Raw genomic sequence first — 18062 nt, 5'->3', positions numbered from 1 at the left:
CGCTGGCAGGACGCTCAGTTCAGACCAGCACCGCCGCCGGTTCCGGATCCGGTGTCCGGGGCAGGGGCGGGTCCCAGGGGCGGGTGGTGCGGGCGTAGGCGGTGATCACGGAGGCGAGGGACAGGATCAGCAGGGGGCCGAAGAGCCAGGGGTGGTGGGCCATCTGCATCGGGAGGTAGCGGTAGGAGAGGAGGAGGGCGGTGAAGACGGCCGTGCCGTAGCCGACGAGGGCCAGGCCGCGGGGGTCCCAGCCGCGGTCGAGGGTGCGCAGGGCGGCCTCGATCGTGAGGGAGAACACGGCGCCCGCGACGAGGTCGACGCCGTAGTGGTAGCCGAAGCCGAGGGTGGCGAGGAGGGTCGCGACGAGCCAGAAGGCGCCGGCCCAGCGCAGGGCGCGGGGGCCGCGGCGGGAGTGGACGAAGATCGCGGTGGCCCACGCGGTGTGCAGGCTGGGCATGCAGTTGCGCGGGGTGACCTCGTCGAAGGGCATCGGGTGCGGGGCGGTGAGCGCGGGCGGGGTGTGCGGCCAGAGGTTCGCGAGCGCCCAGTGGCCGCCGTCGCCGCCGTACGCGAAGACCGGGCCGACGGTCGGGAAGAGCATGTAGATGCCCGGCCCGACCAGGCCGATGACCAGGAAGGTGCGGACGAGGTGCCGGCGCGGGAAGGCGCGCTCGGTCGCGACGTGCCGCAGCTGGTAGAAGGCGACGGCGACCGCGGCCACCGCGAGCTGGATGTAGACGTAGTCCAGCAGGTGCTCGCCGACCGGCCCGGTGGCGTGCACCATCCGGCCGACCAGCCACGACGGGTTGCCGAGCGCGCGGTCGGCGGTCTCGGCGTACGGGTCGAGCACCGACGGGCGGGCCTTCGACGTGATGAGCAGCCATGTGTCGCCGACCTTGCGCCCGGTCACCAGCAGCAGCCCCAGCCCGACGCCCTTGAGCAGCAGCTCCCGCTCCCGCCCGGTGCGGCGGGTCAGCGCGATCACGACGCAGCCGATGATCACCCACAGCGCCCCGTTGCCGAACGCCGGCTTCGCCCCCGCAGCCCAGCGCACCAGCAGGAAGACGGCGTCGATGCCGACCGCCGCGCCGAGCGCGACCGCCCGCTCCCGCCAGGTGAGCACGACCATCATCAGCGCCATGCTCGCGTAGAGCAGGAAGCCGGACTTCGGTGCGAGGACGACCTCCTTCACCTGGTTGGTGACCGGCCCCGGCAGGTCGTAGTGCCGGGCGGCGATCTCCATCCCGGCCATGAAGGCCGCGGTCACGACCCCGGCCACGCCCCACAGCCATCCCGGCACCCGGATCGGCTTCACCGCCGCGTCCGCGCCGGTGGCGGGCGCTGCGTCGGTGGAGCGGTCCGGGTGCCGGGACGTCCGGGACTGCCGGGGTATTCGGGCCCGTATTCGCGAGGTCGTCTGCGTCAACGGACTGGCCGATTTGTCAGAATGGGGCTGGATATCGCGTTTTTCATGCCGTAATGCAGGGCTTTCCGGTGAACGAGCGGCGAAGGAGATTCGCCATAGGCTCGAACATGTTAACGGAACGCGAAGAGCGGGTGCCGCTGCCATGCATGTGCGCGCCACGTACGTGGAAGGGCCCCGGGTGCAGGACGGGCCCCCATCCGCTACGCGCGTAGCGGATGGGGGCTCCGGTCCCCTCGGCGGCGTGCTGCCGCCGGGGCGGGATCAGCCGTTGGCCAGGGCCTGCACCCGGCTGAAGTCGCCGTTGAAGGTGTCCTGGTCGCCGGGGAAGATGCCGCTGTCGGCGTACTGCCAGATCGTCTGGTAAGGCCACTTGTACGGCATCGTGCCGGGGCTGCCGTTGTAGTTGGCCAGCGCCAGCGGGTTGGTGGACGAGAAGTCGCCCGTGTTGCCGGTGCACTGGCTCCACCAGCTCGTCGCCGTGTAAATCACCGGCCAGCGGCTCGTCTTGGCGTGGTATTCGTTGCTGAACGACAGGATCCAGTTGACCATTCCGGACGCCGAGAGGCCGTAGCAGCTCGCGCCGTACGGATTCCACTCGATGTCGAGCATGCCGGGCAGCGTCTTGCCGTCCTTCGACCAGCCGCCGCCGTGGGCCACGAAGTAGTCGGCCTGGGTGGCGCCCGAGGACGTGTTGGGCGTCGCGAAGTGGTACGAGCCGCGGATCAGGCCCGCGTTGTAGGAACCGTTGTACTGCTGGGTGAAGTACGGGTTCGTGTACGTCGTGGACTCCGTCGCCTTGACGTACGCGAAACGCCCCCCGTTCGCCGCGACCGAGGACCAGTTGACGTTGCCCTGGTAGCCGCTGACGTCGAGGCCGGGCGTACCCGCCACGTTCGGGGTGACGGTGAGGTGGCTCGCGTCCGCGGAGGCGGACTGGTGCTTGGCGGTCTGCGACCCGGCCCAGTCCAGCTCGGGGTGGGTGATCGGGTTCTTGGCGGTGTGGGAAGGGGCGGCCGCGGCCGGTATCGCGGTGGCACCGAGGGCGGCGCAGGCCAGCACCGCGCAGGCGGCCAGCCCGCGGGAGCTGACGGGGGCATGCCAAATCATGGGATTCCTCCGGACGGGAAGGGAGTTCCGGGTGGGGGGTGTGGGGACGGCATCGTCCAAGCCAAGAGTGAAGGTAACTTTCGTCCGGCACAAGGCGCATGAAAAAAAACTTCCACGCGCGGGGTGCGGGTGGACGGTGCGGGCGGCGTGTCCCGGCGCGGACCGGCGCGCAACCACCCGCGGGGCACCGGGCGTTCACCCAGGGGTCTGTTGCCGAGCGGTGACGGTTCACCCATGGGCCCGGGACCGTTGATCGCCGAGACTCTCACCAGCAGCTTCGCACCGATCGCGGTGCGAGGTTCCACCGTGACCCATGCTCATGAATTCTGGGGGGAATTCCCGTGTCCGTTCGACGTGGCGCCGCATCCGCCGCTCTTGTCGCTGCCGCCGTCATCGGTGGCGTCCTGCTCGTACCGGCCGCCGCCTCGGCTGCGCCCGCTTCCGGCTCTGCCGCCGGTTCTGCTTCCGGCTCAGCTTCCACCGACGGTCTGGGCGTGACCGTCACCGATGTCGTCCGCGACACCGTCACCCGCGGGCACGGGGAGGACGGCTTCACGGTCACCGTGAGCAACCCGACCGCCAAGGCGCTGCCCTTCACCGGCACCGTGATCTTCACCCCGGCCGGCGGTCCCAGCCCGCTGGCGCCCGGCCAGCTCACGGTCGGCGTCCAGCCGCTGACCGCGCCCGCCACGGACACTTCCGTACTGGGCGAGAACCCGGGACTCTTCGCGCAGTTCTTCCCCAAGGGCGGCAACGCGCTGAAGGACCCCTTCCAGCTGCCGGCCGGGTCCAGCTACAGCTGGAAGGTCACCTTCGGCTTCGCCGCCGGCTTCCCCGGCAACGACGACGGGGTGCAGGCCGCCGTCGACATCTCCGTCCCCTCCGGCGGGCACGTCACTCCCGACCCCGCGGCCCCGATGGACTTCGACCTGTCGCCCGCCCTCCCCGACGGCAAGATCACCGAGCACTTCACCGGTGACGTCAGCCTCTCGCCCGGTCACCCCGGGCAGACCACCCTCGAGGTGGACAACGGTGCGGGCGGCAGCTTCACCAGCCCGCTGGAGACGATCGTCGAGGTCCACCCCGCCAAGGGCGACGCGCTGCCGGACCTCAAGGGCCTCGCCCTCGAATACCGCACCGGCGGCGGCGCCTGGAAGCAGGCCCGCGCGATCGAGCCGGGCGAGGGCTGGGCGCTCCCCGACATCCCCGCGGGCTTCGCCTACCAGCAGAAGCACAGCTTCGACCTGCGCTTTTCCCTCCCCGCGGGCAGCGGCAACCGCACGACGGCGGAGGACCTGACGATCGACTCGCTGCTGCGGCTCGGCGGCACGATCGCCTCGGCGCAAGGGGCGTTGCACTACGCGCCCGCGGCGGGGGGTACGCCGACGTCCTCGCCGTCCGCGACGACGCCGGCCGCTTCCGGCGGTACGACCGGTACGACCGGTGGGACCGGTGCGGTGGACTCCGGCGCCGCCTCGCAGCTCGCCCACACCGGCACCTCGCACGCCGACCTGCTTGCCGGGGCGGCAGCCCTCTTCGCCGCGGCGGGCGCCGCGCTGACGCTCGCCGCGAGGCGCAAGCGGCCGACGGCGTAGGGCGGTGCGGTCCGCCGCCGGGGGCGCGTGGGGGTACCTCCCAGGCGAAACTCCGGGGGAGCGCGGTTCCCCCCGCCCCTGAAAACGCTCACCCCTCGCGTGGCACTGCAGGCCCGTCCGGGGCGGGCGGGGGAAGCGTTCACCGCGCGGCGCGGTCGCACCCGTAAACGCTCGCCGCCTGCGTGGCGGCGCAGGCCCGTCCGGGGCGGGGGGAACGTCCGCCCCGCGGTGCAGCCGCACCCGAAAGCGCTCGCCGCCCGACGCCGGTAGCGCAAGCCATTCGGAGCGGGCGGCGGGGCAACGCTCACCTCGCGTGGCGGCGCGGGCCCGTCCGGGGCGGGCGGGGGAAGCGTTCGCCCCGCGGTGCGGTCGCACCCGTAAGCGCTCGCCGCCGGACGCGCGGTAGCGCAAGCCATTCGGAGCGGGCGGCGGGGCAACGCGCACCCCTCGCGTGGCGGCGCGGGCCCGTCCGGGGCGGGCGGGGGAAGCGTTCGCCCCGCGGTGCGGTTGCACCCGAAAGCGCTCGCCGCCGGACGCGCGGTAGCGCAAGCCATTCGGAGCGGGCGGCGGGGCAACGCTCACCTCGCGTGGTGGCGCGGTGCGCTCCGGCGTACGCCATATGCGGGGGGCATGCGTCCGCGCGCCGGACGAGGTTTGCGGCGGGGGCGGTGCCGGGGTGGGCGGCGGGAGCACACTGGTGGGCCGGATCGCGGCCGACACGCCATGAGCCGCGTCGCGAGACCACCACGGGTGGGGGAGGCGGGGTCATGACGAAGCGGCGATCGGGCTCACCGGGGCAGCGCGCGGGCGGTACCGCGGGGGAGGGGGGCTCCGCGGCGGCGCAGGACGAGTCGCCCGGCGCCGAGATAGCCGCGGGCCCCGCGAAGCCCGGCAGCCCCGAAAACCCTGCAAGCCCCGCGGGCCCCGCGAACGCGGAAGTGCTGAAGCTCGACCTCCCCGGGGACCGGCGGCTGGAGGCCGGCAAGGCGATCACGCTCGGGGCGATGGCGCGGCGGCTGCCGCAGCTCATCGGCCGTGCGCTGGGGATGGCGTGGCAGGTGGACCGCGCAGCGGTGGTCGCGCTGCTGGTGTGCCAGGTGGTCTCCGGCGTGCTGGAGGCACTGGGGCTGCTGGCGATGACGGGCACGATCACCGCCGTCATCGGGTCGGGGCACATCGCCGCGCGGCTGCACCAGGCCGCGCCCTCGCTCGTTCTGCTGGCGTCGGCGGCGGGGCTGCGGGCGGTGCTGGGGATAGCGGTGACGGCGCTGTCGACCCGGCTGGCGCCGCGGATCTCGCGTGAGGCGGAGTTGCGGCTGCTGGACGCGGCGACGCACGCGGAGCTGGCGGCGTACGACCACCCCGGCTACAACGACCGCTGGGACGCCGCCGACCGCGGGGTCGAGGTGTCGCAGGAGTTGCTGAACCAGTCGCAGAGCGTGCTGGCGGCCGCGGCCTCGCTGGTAGCGGCGGCGGCGGTGCTGACGACCGTCCACCCGGTGCTGCTGCCGCTGTTGGTGCTCGCGTCGACCCCGCAGGCGATCGCGGGCGTACGCGCGGCGCGGCTGACGTACCTGGCCTCGCTGGACACGATGAAGGACCGGCGGCTGCTGGGCATCCTGCGCTGGTACCTGGTCGACAAGCAGAACGCCGACCAGATCCGCTCGGGCACGATGGCGGGCTTCCTGCTGGGCAAGTACCGCTCGGCCGGGGCGCGGGTGGACGCGGCGACGGACCGGGCGGCGTGGCGGGCGGCGAAGATGGCGCTGGCAGGGAGTCTGGCGGGCGGGGTGGCGTCCGGCGCGGTGTGGGCGACGCTGCTGTGGCTGATCGCTACGGGGCGGGTGTCGGTCGCGGCGGCGGGGACGGCGACGTTCGCGCTGCGGTCGGTGGGGACGGGGCTGCGCGGGGTCGTCGGCTACGGGGCGATCATCTTCCGTACGGGGATGTACCTCGACGACTGGTCGGACTTCCTGGACGAGGCCGGCGGCCACCGCGTCGACCGCGGGGACACCGTGCCGTACGGCCCGGCCGTCGTCCGTACCGAGGGCCTCGGTTACACCTACCCGCACGCCGAGCGGCCCGCCCTGGACGGCGTCAGCCTGGAGGTGCGGCGCGGCGAGGTGCTCGCGCTCGTCGGCGAGAACGGCTCGGGCAAGACGACGCTGAGCAAGCTGCTCGCCGCCCTCTACCTCCCCGGCAGCGGCAGCGTCACATGGGACGGCGCCGACACCCGCACGCTCGACGCGCAGGCGGCCTGGCGGCGGGTCGCGGTCGTCCCGCAGGAGTACGCGAAGTGGCCGCTGACCGCCCGCGAGAACATCACCCTCGGCCAGCCGCTGGCGGGCGCGGACGACGCCGTACGCGCCGCGGCCCTCGCCTCGGGGGCCGACGACGTCGTGGACGCGCTGCGCTCGGGCCTCGACACGCTGCTGGCCCGCGAGTGGTGGGGCGGCCAGGAGTTGTCCGGGGGCCAGTGGCAGCGGGTGGCGCTGGCCCGCGCCTTCCACCGCGACGCGGGCCTGCTGGTGCTCGACGAGCCCACCGCTGCCCTGGACCCGCGCGCCGAGCACCGCATCTTCACCGGCCTGCGCACGCTCGCCGCCGACCGCGCGGTCGTCCTGGTCACGCACCGGCTGACCAATGTCGTCGTCGCCGACAAGATCGCCGTCCTCGACCGCGGCCGCCTCGTCCAGTACGGCACCTTCGCCGAGCTGCGCGATTCCCCCGGACTTTTCCACGACCTGTGGACACTCCAGAACGACCGCGAGACCGAGCGCGCCCCCACCACGCTGTGACCCGCCCGCGGACCTCCCGAACTCAGTCCTTGCGCTGGTACTTCGTGCCGCCCATGAGCACGAGCAGCGTGCCGACGCAGATCGCGATCACCGCCAGCGAGAACCCGATCGTCTCCAACGCCCTCATCGCTCCGCCCTCCTCCCGTTCCCCCCTCACCGTCGCATACGTCCATGTAAGCGGCATTCCGGATGCGGGCCGCACGTAGGGGACCCGAGGAGTATAGTCGAACTCGGGTAATCGAAGTCGGTCAAGGGGAGGGGGCGGGATGGCGGCACGCGCGGTGCGGACCCCGCTCACGCTGGCGGTGCTGAGCCTGCTCAGGGAGCGGGCGAGGCATCCGTACGAGATCCAGGCGCTCGTGCGGGAGCGGCATGTGGACGAGGTCGTGAAGATGCGCGGCGGGTCGCTCTACGACGCGATCCGGCGGCTCGCCGAGGCCGGGCTCGTCACGAGCGTGACGTCGGAGCGGGCGGGCGCGCGGCCGGAGCGGACGGTGTACGCGATCACCGACGAGGGGGTCGCCGTGGCCGAGGCGCTCGTGCGGGACTACCTGCGCAGCCCCGCGCAGGACTTCCCGGTCTTCGTCGCCGGGCTCGCGCACATCCTCGACCTCGAACCCGCCACCGCCGCCGCGCTGTTGCGGGAGCGGCGCGCCGCGATCCAGGCCGAGCACGACCGGGTCGCCGCCCAACTGGACGCCGACACCGCCCACTTGCCGCGGGTCGTGACGCTGGAGGCCGACTACGCCCAGGCGTTGCGGGTCGCCGAACTGGCCTGGCTCGACCGGGTGGCCGCCGGGATCGAGGCGGGCGAGCTGCCCTGGCCGGAAGGCCGTACGTAAGCGCACTTCGTCAACGAGCGGAGGAAGCACATGGGAACGGTCGTGCTGGCGGTCGACGTGGTGCGCGGCGCCACGGGCGGGCTCGACGTGACGTGGGAGGCGGCGGGCCCGGGTGCCGTGGAGGTCGCGGTCGGGCCGACGCCCGAGGCGGCCGGCAGCGGCCCGCCCGTCGCCCGCGTCGTGGACGGCGCCCGCCGGATCGCCCTCGACGGGCTCGGGCCCGGACGCCACTACGTGCGCGTCGCCCCCACGGGCGGCGGCCCCGCCGTGCTCGCCGCCGAACGCGTGCTGCCGCTGGAGGGCGCGACGAACTTCCGCGACCTCGGCGGCTACCCCACGGAAGGCGGCGGCCGCACCCGCTGGGGCCTGGTCTTCCGCGCCGACGCCCCCGACCGCCTCACCCCCGCCGACCTCGCCGCCCTCGCTCCGCTCGGCCTGCGCGTCGCCTACGACCTGCGCACCCCCGACGAGCGCGCCAAGGCCCCCTCGGCGCTCCCCGCCGCCGTCCGCCACGAGCCGTACGACATCGGCGGCGACGCGTCCCGTACGACGCTGCTCGGCGACCTCTTCCGTACCGGGCGCCTCGACGACCTGCCCGACGACTTCCTGCACCGCGTCTACCTCGACATGGCCGACCAGGACGCCGCCACCTTCGGCCGCGTCCTCACCGCCCTGGCCACCCCGGACGGCGCCCCCGCCCTCGTCCACTGCACCGCGGGCAAGGACCGCACCGGCATGGCCGCCGCCCTCCTGCTGTCCGCCCTCGGCGTCCCCACCCCCGCGATCCTCGACGACTACACCCTCAGCCGCCGCCACTACAGCGAGCAGCGCCTGACCGCGATGCTCCCCCGTCTGCGCCGCCTCGGCCTCGACGAATCCCGCTACCACGCCGTCTTCGGCGCCCCCCGCTCCGCGATGTCCGCGACCCTCGCCACGCTGCGCGAGCGCCACGGCTCGATCGACTCCTACCTCACGACCGCGTGCGGCGTCACGGCGCAGACGCTGGCCGCGCTGCGGGAGAAGCTGGTGGTCTGAGGGTGCGAACACCGAAAGGGGCGCGGCGGGTTCGCCGCGCCCCTCAGGCGTGTACGGGCCGCTCCGACAGCGGGCTCTCAGACGCGGGAGGGCCAGTCGATGCGGTGGTCGAGGACCCAATCGAGGGAGTTGTCGGGGAGGTCGGCGTTGAGTTTGGCCGCCGAGGCGCGGGCGCCGAGGGCGACGATGGACTCCACGCGGGTGCGGCGCAACTGCTCGTAGCGGGTGGGGGCTTGGGACCAGGGGAGGTCGCGGAGGCACTTGGCGAGGACCACGGCGTCCTCCAGGGCCATGGAGGAGCCCTGGCCGGAGGTGGGGGTGGTGGCGTGGGCGGCGTCGCCGAGGAGGACGAGGCGGTCGCGGCTCCAGACGGGGACGGTGGGGAGGTCGTGGGTGGCCAGCGCGTAGAGGTCGGTGTAGGTCGCGCGGATGACGTCGGAGACGAAGCGCGGCGCGGCGGAGAAGGTGTCCAGGAGGCGGGCGGTCAGGGCGGCGCGGTCCATCGCGGCCAGCTCGGCGCGGGTGGGCTCGGCGCCCCAGGGGAGGTTCGCGAACCACCACACCTCGCGGCTGCCGGAGACGGTGTAGCCGAAGAAGCCCTTGGGGGTGGGCACGAACTGGAGCTGCGCCGGCTCGCCGGGGGCGTCCACGCCGGAGGCGAAGCCGCCGAGGTTGAGCAGGGGGACGTAGCGGGTCCGCGGCGCGTCCGGGTCGATGAGCGTGCGGGTGCGGGAGTGGATGCCGTCGCAGCCGACGAGCAGGTCGCCGGAGAGGGCCGGCCCCTCGGCGAAGCGCGCGACCACGCCGTCCGCGAAGGTGTCCGCGGCGACCAGCTTGCGGTCGTGCACGATACGGGCCCCGGCCGCCGCCGCGGCCTCGCGCAGCACCCGGTAGAGGCCGGCCCGGCGGATCGGCGCGAAGCCGGAGGGACCGGCCGCGCCCGCGAGCGACTCGCGCAGCACCGCCTCCTTCAGGCCCAGCACGTCCAGCGCGGCAAGGCCGTTGGGGGCGAGCATGACCCACAGCCCGGCGTCCTTGTCCTCCGCCGGGCGGGCCTCGCAGATCGTGACCTCCGCGCCGATCGAACGCAGCGCGACGGCGGTGGCCGGACCGGCCACCCCGCCGCCGATGACCAGGGCGTGCATCACTGGCTCCTCTCGTAGGGGGACGACGACGTGCGGGCGTGCACGATGCGGCCGCCGAACAGGTCGGGCAGCGCGGGGTCGAGGTCGTACCGCGTCACGCAGTCCCGCCAGCCGACGTCGACGATGCTGCCGAAGCCCGCGTCGGCCAGCTCGGCGGCGATCTCCGGCGGGGTGAAGAAGGACCGCCACGGCTCGCCCATCCGGGCCATGGCCTCGGCCTGCGCGGCGAGCGCGGGCCTGCGGTGCGGGGGCAGCGCGGCGGCGGGCTGGTTGTAGTCGAAGACCAGCTCGGCGGGCGCGGGCAGGCCCGCGACGAAGCGGGCGGTGTCCAGCAGCGCCTCCCGCTCCAGATACGGCGCCACCCCGAGCAGCAGGAAGAACGCGGGCGCGGCGCGGTCGAACCCGGCGGCCACCAGCGCCGACTCGGCGGTCTGCTCGGCGAAGTCGGCCGGGCAGAAGACGACCGTGTCGGGGACGTCGATGCCGGCCGCGGCGAGCCGCTCCCGCTTCCACTCCTGGGTGGCGGGCAGGTCGACCTCGAAGACCCGCAGGGCGGGATTGCGGTTGCGGTACGCGAAGGTGTCGAGGCCCGCCCCGAGGATGACCACCTGCCGGGTGCCGGTCGCGGCGAGCAGCGCGTCCTCCGCGACCCGGTGGCGCAGCGCCATGAACAGCCGCACCTCGGCGGGCATGCCGTGCGGCGCACCGCCCGCGGGTCTGCCCGGCCCGGCGGCGGACGGCAGGATGCGCGCCGCCAGCGGATCGGCGAAGACCCGCGCCGAGTCGGCCGTCTGGTGGGCGGCGCGGGCGTGCGCCGAACTCATCGCGGTGCGGCTGGGCCGGCCCGTCTGCATCAGCGCTCTCCTCCTGTCGTGGTCAGCCGCAACCGTCGTGCGTGGCTGATCAGTTCGGCCCGGCGGCTGACGCCGAGCTTGACCTTGATCGAGGCCCGCTGGGCCTCGACGGTGCGGACGGACAGGCCCAGTTCGTCGGCGATCTGCGGGTGGGTGAGGCCGTCGGCGATCAGGCCCAGCACCTCCCGCTCGCGGCGGCTGAGCGGACCGTCGGGGCCCGCGGGGCTGTCCAGCAGGGCTGCGCCGAGGGCGGGTTGGAGGTAGCGGCCGCCGGCGGCGAGCGCGTCGACGGCGGCGACGAGCTCCTCGGCGGCGGCGTCCTTGGGCAGGAAGCCGTGGGCCCCGGCGGCGAGCGCGTCGCGCGCGGAGTCCAGGTCGTTGCGCATGGTCAGGACGAGCACCCGGGTGGCCGGGGACAGCGCCCGTACGGTCGGCAGGACGGGGAGGCTGAGGGTGCCGAGGAAGCTCAGGTCGAGCAGCAGCACGTCGGGGCGGTGCCGGCGGACCTGCGCGACGGTGCCGGGCAGGTCGGCGGCCTCCCCCGCGATGCGGTAGCGCTCGCCGTCCAACAGGGTGCGGATGCCGTAGCGGACGACCGGGTGGTCGTCGCAGATGAGGACGGTGGGTGCGGGCGAAGGGGCGGGTGCGGGTGCGTGTGAGGGCACGGTCGTGCTCGCGCGGTCGGGGCTCGTCATCGCCGGGTCCCTCCGTCGGACGGCGTGTGCGGCTGCCGGGGCAGCGAGAGGGTGAGGGAGGTGCCGTCGCCGCCGGACCGTACGGCGAGGTAGCCGCCCGCCGCCCGCGCGCGGGCGTAGCTCGCGCCGAGCCCGAAGTGCGCGCGGGGCGCGGCCGCCCGGCCGGGCAGGAACCCGTGGCCGTCGTCCGACACGACGCACACCAGCCGGCTCCCGGAGGCCGCGAGCGACACCCACGCGTGCGCGGCGCCGCTGTGCCGGGCGGTGTTGTGCAGGGCCTCCCGGACGATCCGATACGCGACGAGGTCGTTGCCCGTCCACCTCCCGGACCCGGCGGTGTGGTTGTCGACGCGGATCCGGACGCCGGTCGCCGACTGGAGGTGCGCTGCGGTGGCGGCGAGCGCGCTGGGCAGGTCCTCGTGGGGCGGTGTGTCCGGGGCATCCGGTGTGTCCGGGTCGTCCGGGGCGTCCGCGGGGCCGGCGGCCACGGAGCCGTCCCCCGCGATGAGCCGCCGCAGCCCCGCGATTTCGCCGTCCAGCAACTCCCGTAACTCCTCGGCCACTTCGCGGGGCACGGGGCCGGGCCCCGCGAGGGCCCGGCCCAGCCGGATGCGGGCGACGGCCAGGCCCTGCAGCACTCCGTCGTGCAACGCCTGGGCCGATACGGACGGTTCGCCGCTCATCACGCCCCCGGGTGGCGCGCGGCGAACAGGCAGACCGTCCCGGAGCGGACCGTCTCGACGTCCGTGAAGCGCGCGCCGAGCTGCTCGGCGAGGTCGTCCTGCCGGTCGGCCAGGTTGCTGAAGACCTCGCTGCGGTTGAGCTTGGCCAGCAGCTTGCCGGAGCGCTTGCTGTGGTGCGGGCCCAGGCCCAGCACGGTGGCGCCGAACACCCGGGCCCCGGGCCGCAGATGGGGCGTGACGTGGTCGAAGACCACCGCCTTCTGCGCCATCGTGCCCGGCAGGCAGTGCAGCAGGAAGTTCATGCCGACCGAGTCGAAGCGCGCGCCGCCGAGCGTGTCGAAGGGCTGGAAGGCGTCACCGGTGCGGATCTCGGGCCGGTAGCGCCGGATGCGGTGCGCGGCCGTCGCGAGGACGACCTCGTTGAGGTCGAGCAGGGTGATCGACGGGGATTCCACCGGAAATCTGCATTTGTCCATGAACCATCCGGTGCCCGGCCCGATATCGAGATGCGCGGCCCCGGCGTGGCGGTTGTAGTGTGCCAGCATTCTGCTGCGCGGGCAGCGCCACATGAAGCGGCTCATCATGCCGAGCACGAAGAGGTCGTACGCGGCGAGCATGGGCCGCCGATAGGACTCGGCACCCGCCTGAATGCGCTCCTGCGTCGGTTCGGAAAGTTCGGTCTGCGCGCGGTTCGATTCCATGGCAGTCAATCCTTCGGCGTCCTTCGCGGTCCTCTGCGTTCGTGGGCGTTCGTCGGCGTTCGGCGGCGGACTTCGGCCCCGCCGCGTCAGACGCGGGTCGCGGTGACGAACTGGCCGCCCGGCAGCCGCCCGTCGGGCCGCCCGTAGCGCGCGCCCAACTCGCCGCGGTCGGTCACGTGCAGGCTCCAGCCCTGCCCCGCCACCCAGTCCCGCCCCTCCGGGCCGAGGCCGCCGCGCACCATCGCGCTGATCCGGTCCGCGCCCGGCGTGCTGAGGGCGGCGTTCTTGGCCCGCGGGTCGGGGCCGGCCTTGTCGGAGTGCTCGAAGACGAGCTTGCTGCCCGGCGCGGACAGCCGCCCGACGTCCCCGACGACCTTCCGCGCCTGCTCGCCGGTGAGGTACGGCAGTACGCCCTCGGCGACCCACGCGGTGGGCCGGGCGGGGTCGAAGGCGTGCCCGGCGAGCCGGGCGGCGAAGTTCTCCCGCAGGTCGGCGCGCACGGCGGTGCGGGAGCGGGCGGTCGGCTTCGCGCCCGCGGCGGCCAGCACCGCGTCCTTGAAGCCGAAGACGGACGGGGTGTCGACCTCGTACACGTCCGCGTCCGGCAGCGGCAGCCGGAAGGCGCGCGCGTCGAGCCCGGCGCCGAGGATGACGACCTGCCGGCAGCCGCCGGCCACCGCCTCGCACACGTAGTCGTCGATGAAGCGCGTGCGGACGACCCCGCGGGAGTAGAACAGGTCGACCCACGCCTCCAGCGAGGGCCACTCGGCCGGCTCCAGCACGTCCTTGGCCGCGTCCACGAACCCCTGCGCGTACGGGTCGTGGAACATCCGGTCGGGCCGGGCCGATTCGAGCGCCCTGGCCATCGCGACCGCGACCGAGGTGACCCCGGCGCCGGCCGGCGCCGCGGATACGGAGGCCGCTGCTGACGAGTCCATTACCGTCTCCTCGCAATCGGGAAATCAATTGACGCCAGTGAAGCACCGGCCCGGAAATTGCGTCAATAATTCCTCCGGTCGGCAAAGGTTCGTCCCCGAGGATGGGTGGGCCTCGTTCTCGGGTATGAGTCGATTTAGTTCTCTGGGCTGAAGATATTCCTGCCGGATATTGCGTAACCTGAGTCGCCGGGTTCCGTTGCTGTAAATGTGAAAGGGGAATCGCTGTGCCGACATTCACAATTAACGAGCTGATGGAGATCCTGGTCGTCAAAACCGGACTGCCCCGCTCCGCGGTGACCGCCGACCCCGGCGCCACGCTCAGCGACGTCGACCTCGACTCGCTGGCGCAGCTCCAGGTCAGGGCGGAGATCGAGGACCGCTACGGGATCGCGCTGGAGGACGAGCACGCCCATGCGACCTTCGGCGAGCTGGTGGCGCTGGTCAACGAGGGACTGAGCGAGCGGGCACGATGAGCGGCCCCGTGGCCGGCCCTCCGGGCGGCGGACGGCGGATCGTGGTCACCGGGATCGGGGTGGTCGCCCCCGGCGGGGCCACCCGCAAGGCGTTCTGGCAGATGCTGACCGACGGGCGCACCGCCACCCGGCGGATCTCGCTGTTCAACCCCGCGCAGTTCCGCTCCCAACTGGCGGCGGAGGTCGACTTCGACCCGCTGGCCGCCGGCCTGACCCGGCAGGAGGTCTTCCGCAACGACCGCTCCGTGCAGTTCGCGCTGGTCGCCGCCGACGAGGCGGTGGCCGACTCCGGCCTGGAGCTGGACGCCGAGGGCCCGGGCGGTGTCGACCACGACCGGATGGCGGTGTGCCTGGGCAGCGCCGTCGGCGCGAGCACCCGCCTCGAGGACGAGTACGTCGTGGCGAGCGACGGCGGCCGCAACTGGCTCGTCGACCCGCAGTTCGCCTCCGACTTCCTCTACCAGGCGTGGATACCCAGCAGCCTGGCGGCCGAGGTCGCCTTCCGCTTCGGGGCGCACGGCCCGGCGTCGGTGATCTCCACCGGCTGCACCTCGGGCATCGACGCGATCGGCCAGGCGTACCAGCTCATCCAGGACGACATGGCCGACGTCGCGCTCGCCGGCGCGAGCGACGCGCCCATCACCCCCATCTCCATCGCCTGCTTCGACGCGATCGGCGCCACCAGCACCCGCAACGACGACCCCGCGCACGCCTCCCGCCCCTTCGACGCCACGCGCGACGGTTTCGTGATGGGCGAGGGCTCCGCGGTGCTCGTCCTGGAGGAGTACGAGCACGCCCGGCGGCGGGACGCGCACATCTACGCCGAGATCCGCGGCTACGCGAACCGCTGCAACGCCTTCCACATGACCGGACTGCGCCCGGACGGCGCGGAGATGGCCGTCGCCATCCGCAGCGCGCTGGACCAGGCCCGGCTGGACCCCACCGCGCTGGACTACGTCAACGCGCACGGCTCCGGCACCAAGCAGAACGACCGGCACGAGACCGCCGCCTTCAAGGCGAGCCTCGGCGAGCACGCCTACCGGGTGCCGGTCAGCTCCATCAAGTCCATGGTCGGGCACTCGCTCGGCGCGATCGGCTCCATCGAGGTGGCCGCGACCGCGCTGGCGATCGAGCACGACGTCGTGCCGCCCACCGCCAACTACTCCGAGCCCGACCCGCTGTGCGACCTCGACTACGTGCCCAACACCGCGCGCGACCACCGGGTGGCCGCCGCGCTGTCGGTCGGCAGCGGCTTCGGCGGCTTCCAGTCGGCCGTCGTCCTCACGGCGGTGACCCGATGACCGCCGTGATCACCGGGCTCGGCGTGGTGGCGCCGACCGGTGTCGGCGCCGCCGAGCACTGGCGCGCGACGCTCGCCGGGGAGCTGGCGGTGCGGCGCATCGACTCCTTCGACGCCCGCGGCTACGCGACACAACTGGCGGGCCAGATCCCGGATTTCGACGTGGACGCGCACGTCCCCGGCCGACTGGCGATCCAGACCGACCGCTGGACGTGGCTCGCCTTCGCCGCGACCGCGATGGCCCTCGACGACGCCGGCTACGACCCCGCCGCGCACGACCCGTACGCCACCTCCGTGATCCTGGGCAGCGGTTCGGGCGGCAACGAATTCGGGCAGCGCGAGATCCAGGCGCTGTGGAGCCGGGGCCGCAAGGCGGTCGGGGTCTACCAGTCGATCGCCTGGTTCTACGCCGCGAGCACCGGCCAACTCGCCATCCACCACGGCACGAAGGGCCCCTGCGGGGTGCTGGTCGCGGACGCCGCGTCCGGCCTCGACAGCCTCGGCTGGGCGGACCGCGCGATCCGGCGCGGCACCGGCGCCGTGCTCGCGGGGGGCACCGAGGCGCCGATCGCCCCGTACGCGCTGACCGCCCAGATGGCCGGCGGCAAGCTGTCCACGGCGACCGACCCGAGGGCCGGCTACAAGCCCTTCGACCGCGCGGCGGCCGGGCACGTCCCGGGCGAGGGCGGCGCGGTGCTGCTGGTCGAGGACGAGGAGGCGGTACGCGCCAGGTCCGGGCCCGCCGGCTACGCCACCCTCGCCGGTTACGCCGCCACCCACGACGCCCACCACTACCGGGACACCGCGCCGGACGGCCGGCAGTACGCCCGCGCCGTCGAACTCGCCGTCGAGCGGGCCGGGTTGGTCCCGTCCGACATCGACATGGTGCTGGCGGACGGCGCCGGCCGCCCGGACGCCGACGCAGCCGAGGCGAGCGCGCTGCGTGCCGTCTTCGGCCCGTTCGGCGTCCCCGTCACCGCCCCGCAGGGGCTGGCCGGGCGGCTGCTCGCGGGCGGCTCCGCGCTCAACGTCGCGACGGCGCTGCTGGCGATGCGGGCCGGGGTGATCCCGCCGGTCGGCAATCTCGACGACCCGGACCCGGCGTACGGCCTCGACCTCGTCCGCGAACCGCGCGAGCGTCCGCTGCGGGCGGTGCTGGTGGCCGCGCGCGGCCAGGGCGGCTTCAACAGCGCGCTGGTGCTGCGCGCACTCCCGCCGCACGGCGCGGACGCCCCTGCCGCCGGGGGGAGATGAGCCGACGCCGTCAGACCCGGGACATGCGGTACCGGTATTCGGTGCAAGTGCGCTTGGCGCCGATTACACCGGCTCCACTGATTACGCGTGCGCGCCGAAGGGGAGCCACCTGCGGATGGCAGTGCTGTCTGTCCCACAAATCCACAGATGGTTTATCACTCTGCGGGGGTCTCGATGGACATTGTACGTGGTTTAGACGATTTGTTGCCTGTCGCAGTTTGCGGTGGTCCTGGCGTGTACCGGGCAGGAATGATGGCGGTTCTGTGCGGTGTCCCGGGTATCGACGTCGTGGTCGAATTCGACACCGAGAGTTATAGTCCCAGGCTGTTGCGGGATCATCGGCCACGCGTGCTGCTGATGGACCTGGACGGCTTCGACGTCGAGCACCTGCTCGCCCGGCAGCTGGTCAGCCAGACGGACGGGCTGGGCGTCAAGGTCCTCGCGCTGTCCGCGAGCCTGGACGCGGGCACCGCGATCAAGGTGCTGCTCGGCGGCGCCCAGGGCTTCCTGCACAAGGACACCCCTGTGCAGGTCCTGGTCGACGCGATACGCGCCGTCGACCGCGGCGGTGTCGCCCTCGACCCGCAGGTGGCCGGCGAGCTGGTCAGCACCCTGCGCTACAACGTCCCCAACGAGACCCCGGCAGGACCGGGCGAAACGGTCAAGCTCACCCCGCGGCAGCGGCAGATCCTCGGTCTGATCGGCCACGGGCTGACCAACGTCGAGATCGCCGACCAGCTCCAACTGGGCCGGCCCACCGTGAAGACGCACATCTCCTCGCTGCTGCGGGCGCTCGACCTGCGCGACCGCACCCAGCTGGCGGTGTACGCCTGCACGCACGGCTTCCGGACGCACGCGGCGGTGGGCTGACCGGGCCCGCCACCGCTCTGCCGGACCCGCCGGCCCCACCGCTCGGCCCGGCACGACCGAACCCCACCGTTCCACCGGCCCGACCAGGCTCCACCGCCCCACCCCGCTCCACCGGGTCCGCCCCGGCGCCGGCGCCCCGCGCGCCGGCGCCGGGGCGGACCCGTTCCCGGATTCCCGGATTCCCGGCCTGCGGGTTTCCCGTAGTCCGGCCGCGGAATTCCCGCAGGGAATTCGCGGCAGAATTCCGATGCGGCAGCGGCCGCCCGACGGCGAGGATTTCCTCATGAGTGATTCACGGGTAGGCCGGATCCGCGCCGAGGAAATAGAGCCCTATCGGGCGCGCGGC

Annotated in this window: 16 protein-coding genes; 8 read left to right on the top strand and 8 right to left on the bottom strand. The window is 73.7% G+C overall.

Going from position 1 to position 18062, the window contains the following annotated elements; translation table 11 throughout:
• Positions 1-19 precede the first annotated feature (19 nt).
• Positions 20-1288: a phosphatase PAP2 family protein gene (locus IH54_RS0118670; RefSeq protein WP_267965208.1), complete on the bottom strand. Its 1269-nt coding sequence runs from the start codon at positions 1286-1288 to the stop codon at positions 20-22.
• A gap of 399 nt (positions 1289-1687) precedes the next feature.
• Positions 1688-2533 carry a lysozyme gene (locus IH54_RS0118665; protein ID WP_031518202.1) on the bottom strand — a complete coding sequence of 282 codons (846 nt, stop codon included), beginning with the start codon at positions 2531-2533 and terminating at the stop codon, positions 1688-1690.
• A 341-nt stretch (positions 2534-2874) separates the two neighbouring features.
• Between IH54_RS0118665 and IH54_RS0118660 the strand changes: the two genes are divergently transcribed.
• The 4 genes from IH54_RS0118660 to IH54_RS0118640 all read left to right on the top strand — a co-directional run bounded on the left by IH54_RS0118660 (position 2875) and on the right by IH54_RS0118640 (position 8803).
• Positions 2875-4128, top strand: coding sequence for a hypothetical protein (locus IH54_RS0118660; protein ID WP_159011937.1), 1254 nt, complete (start codon positions 2875-2877; stop codon positions 4126-4128).
• A 767-nt stretch (positions 4129-4895) separates the two neighbouring features.
• Positions 4896-6926, top strand: a complete 2031-nt coding sequence (locus IH54_RS0118655; protein WP_078862333.1) for an ABC transporter ATP-binding protein — start codon at positions 4896-4898, stop codon at positions 6924-6926.
• A 266-nt stretch (positions 6927-7192) separates the two neighbouring features.
• Positions 7193-7768, top strand: coding sequence for a PadR family transcriptional regulator (locus IH54_RS0118645; protein ID WP_031518199.1), 576 nt, complete (start codon positions 7193-7195; stop codon positions 7766-7768).
• 30 nt (positions 7769-7798) lie between these two features.
• Positions 7799-8803, top strand: a complete 1005-nt coding sequence (locus IH54_RS0118640; protein WP_031518198.1) for a tyrosine-protein phosphatase — start codon at positions 7799-7801, stop codon at positions 8801-8803.
• 77 nt (positions 8804-8880) lie between these two features.
• Here IH54_RS0118640 and IH54_RS0118635 read toward each other — a convergent pair whose 3' ends face one another.
• The 6 genes from IH54_RS0118635 to IH54_RS0118610 form a co-directional block, all read right to left on the bottom strand.
• Complete coding sequence (locus IH54_RS0118635; RefSeq protein ID WP_031518197.1) at positions 8881-9948, bottom strand: FAD-dependent monooxygenase; 1068 nt, start codon at positions 9946-9948, stop codon at positions 8881-8883.
• On the bottom strand, positions 9948-10802 hold the full coding sequence (locus IH54_RS0118630) for a class I SAM-dependent methyltransferase (RefSeq protein ID WP_043181478.1): 855 nt from the start codon (positions 10800-10802) through the stop codon (positions 9948-9950). The genes IH54_RS0118635 and IH54_RS0118630 overlap by 1 nt, the downstream gene beginning before the upstream one ends.
• A complete protein-coding gene (locus IH54_RS0118625) occupies positions 10802-11497 on the bottom strand; it encodes a response regulator (protein WP_052397603.1) in 696 nt (231 codons plus the stop codon). The genes IH54_RS0118630 and IH54_RS0118625 overlap by 1 nt, the downstream gene beginning before the upstream one ends.
• Complete coding sequence (locus IH54_RS0118620; protein ID WP_159011935.1) at positions 11494-12180, bottom strand: sensor histidine kinase; 687 nt, start codon at positions 12178-12180, stop codon at positions 11494-11496. The genes IH54_RS0118625 and IH54_RS0118620 overlap by 4 nt, the downstream gene beginning before the upstream one ends.
• A complete protein-coding gene (locus IH54_RS39930; RefSeq protein WP_031518193.1) occupies positions 12180-12881 on the bottom strand; it encodes a class I SAM-dependent methyltransferase in 702 nt (233 codons plus the stop codon). The genes IH54_RS0118620 and IH54_RS39930 overlap by 1 nt, the downstream gene beginning before the upstream one ends.
• 86 nt (positions 12882-12967) lie before the next feature.
• Complete coding sequence (locus tag IH54_RS0118610; protein ID WP_031518192.1) at positions 12968-13819, bottom strand: SAM-dependent methyltransferase; 852 nt, start codon at positions 13817-13819, stop codon at positions 12968-12970.
• Positions 13820-14043: 224 nt separating this feature from the next.
• Between IH54_RS0118610 and IH54_RS0118605 the strand changes: the two genes are divergently transcribed.
• The 4 genes from IH54_RS0118605 to IH54_RS0118590 all read left to right on the top strand — a co-directional run bounded on the left by IH54_RS0118605 (position 14044) and on the right by IH54_RS0118590 (position 17716).
• Positions 14044-14292 carry an acyl carrier protein gene (locus IH54_RS0118605; RefSeq protein WP_159011933.1) on the top strand — a complete coding sequence of 83 codons (249 nt, stop codon included), beginning with the start codon at positions 14044-14046 and terminating at the stop codon, positions 14290-14292.
• Positions 14289-15593 (top strand): beta-ketoacyl-[acyl-carrier-protein] synthase family protein, encoded by a 1305-nt coding sequence (locus IH54_RS0118600; RefSeq protein WP_031518190.1) that lies wholly within the window; start codon positions 14289-14291, stop codon positions 15591-15593. Before IH54_RS0118605 ends, IH54_RS0118600 begins: the two co-directional genes overlap by 4 nt.
• The gene (locus IH54_RS0118595; protein WP_052397602.1) at positions 15590-16846 is read left to right on the top strand and encodes a beta-ketoacyl synthase N-terminal-like domain-containing protein; all 1257 of its coding nucleotides are present in this window, start codon (positions 15590-15592) and stop codon (positions 16844-16846) included. Before IH54_RS0118600 ends, IH54_RS0118595 begins: the two co-directional genes overlap by 4 nt.
• 249 nt (positions 16847-17095) lie before the next feature.
• Complete coding sequence (locus IH54_RS0118590; RefSeq protein ID WP_159011931.1) at positions 17096-17716, top strand: LuxR C-terminal-related transcriptional regulator; 621 nt, start codon at positions 17096-17098, stop codon at positions 17714-17716.
• Positions 17717-18062 lie beyond the last annotated feature (346 nt).

The sequence above is a fragment of the Streptomyces sp. NRRL F-5123 genome (genome assembly GCF_000721495.1).
In the GTDB taxonomy this organism is placed as follows: domain Bacteria; phylum Actinomycetota; class Actinomycetes; order Streptomycetales; family Streptomycetaceae; genus Actinacidiphila.
This window is presented reverse-complemented; position numbering and strand designations above follow the sequence as displayed.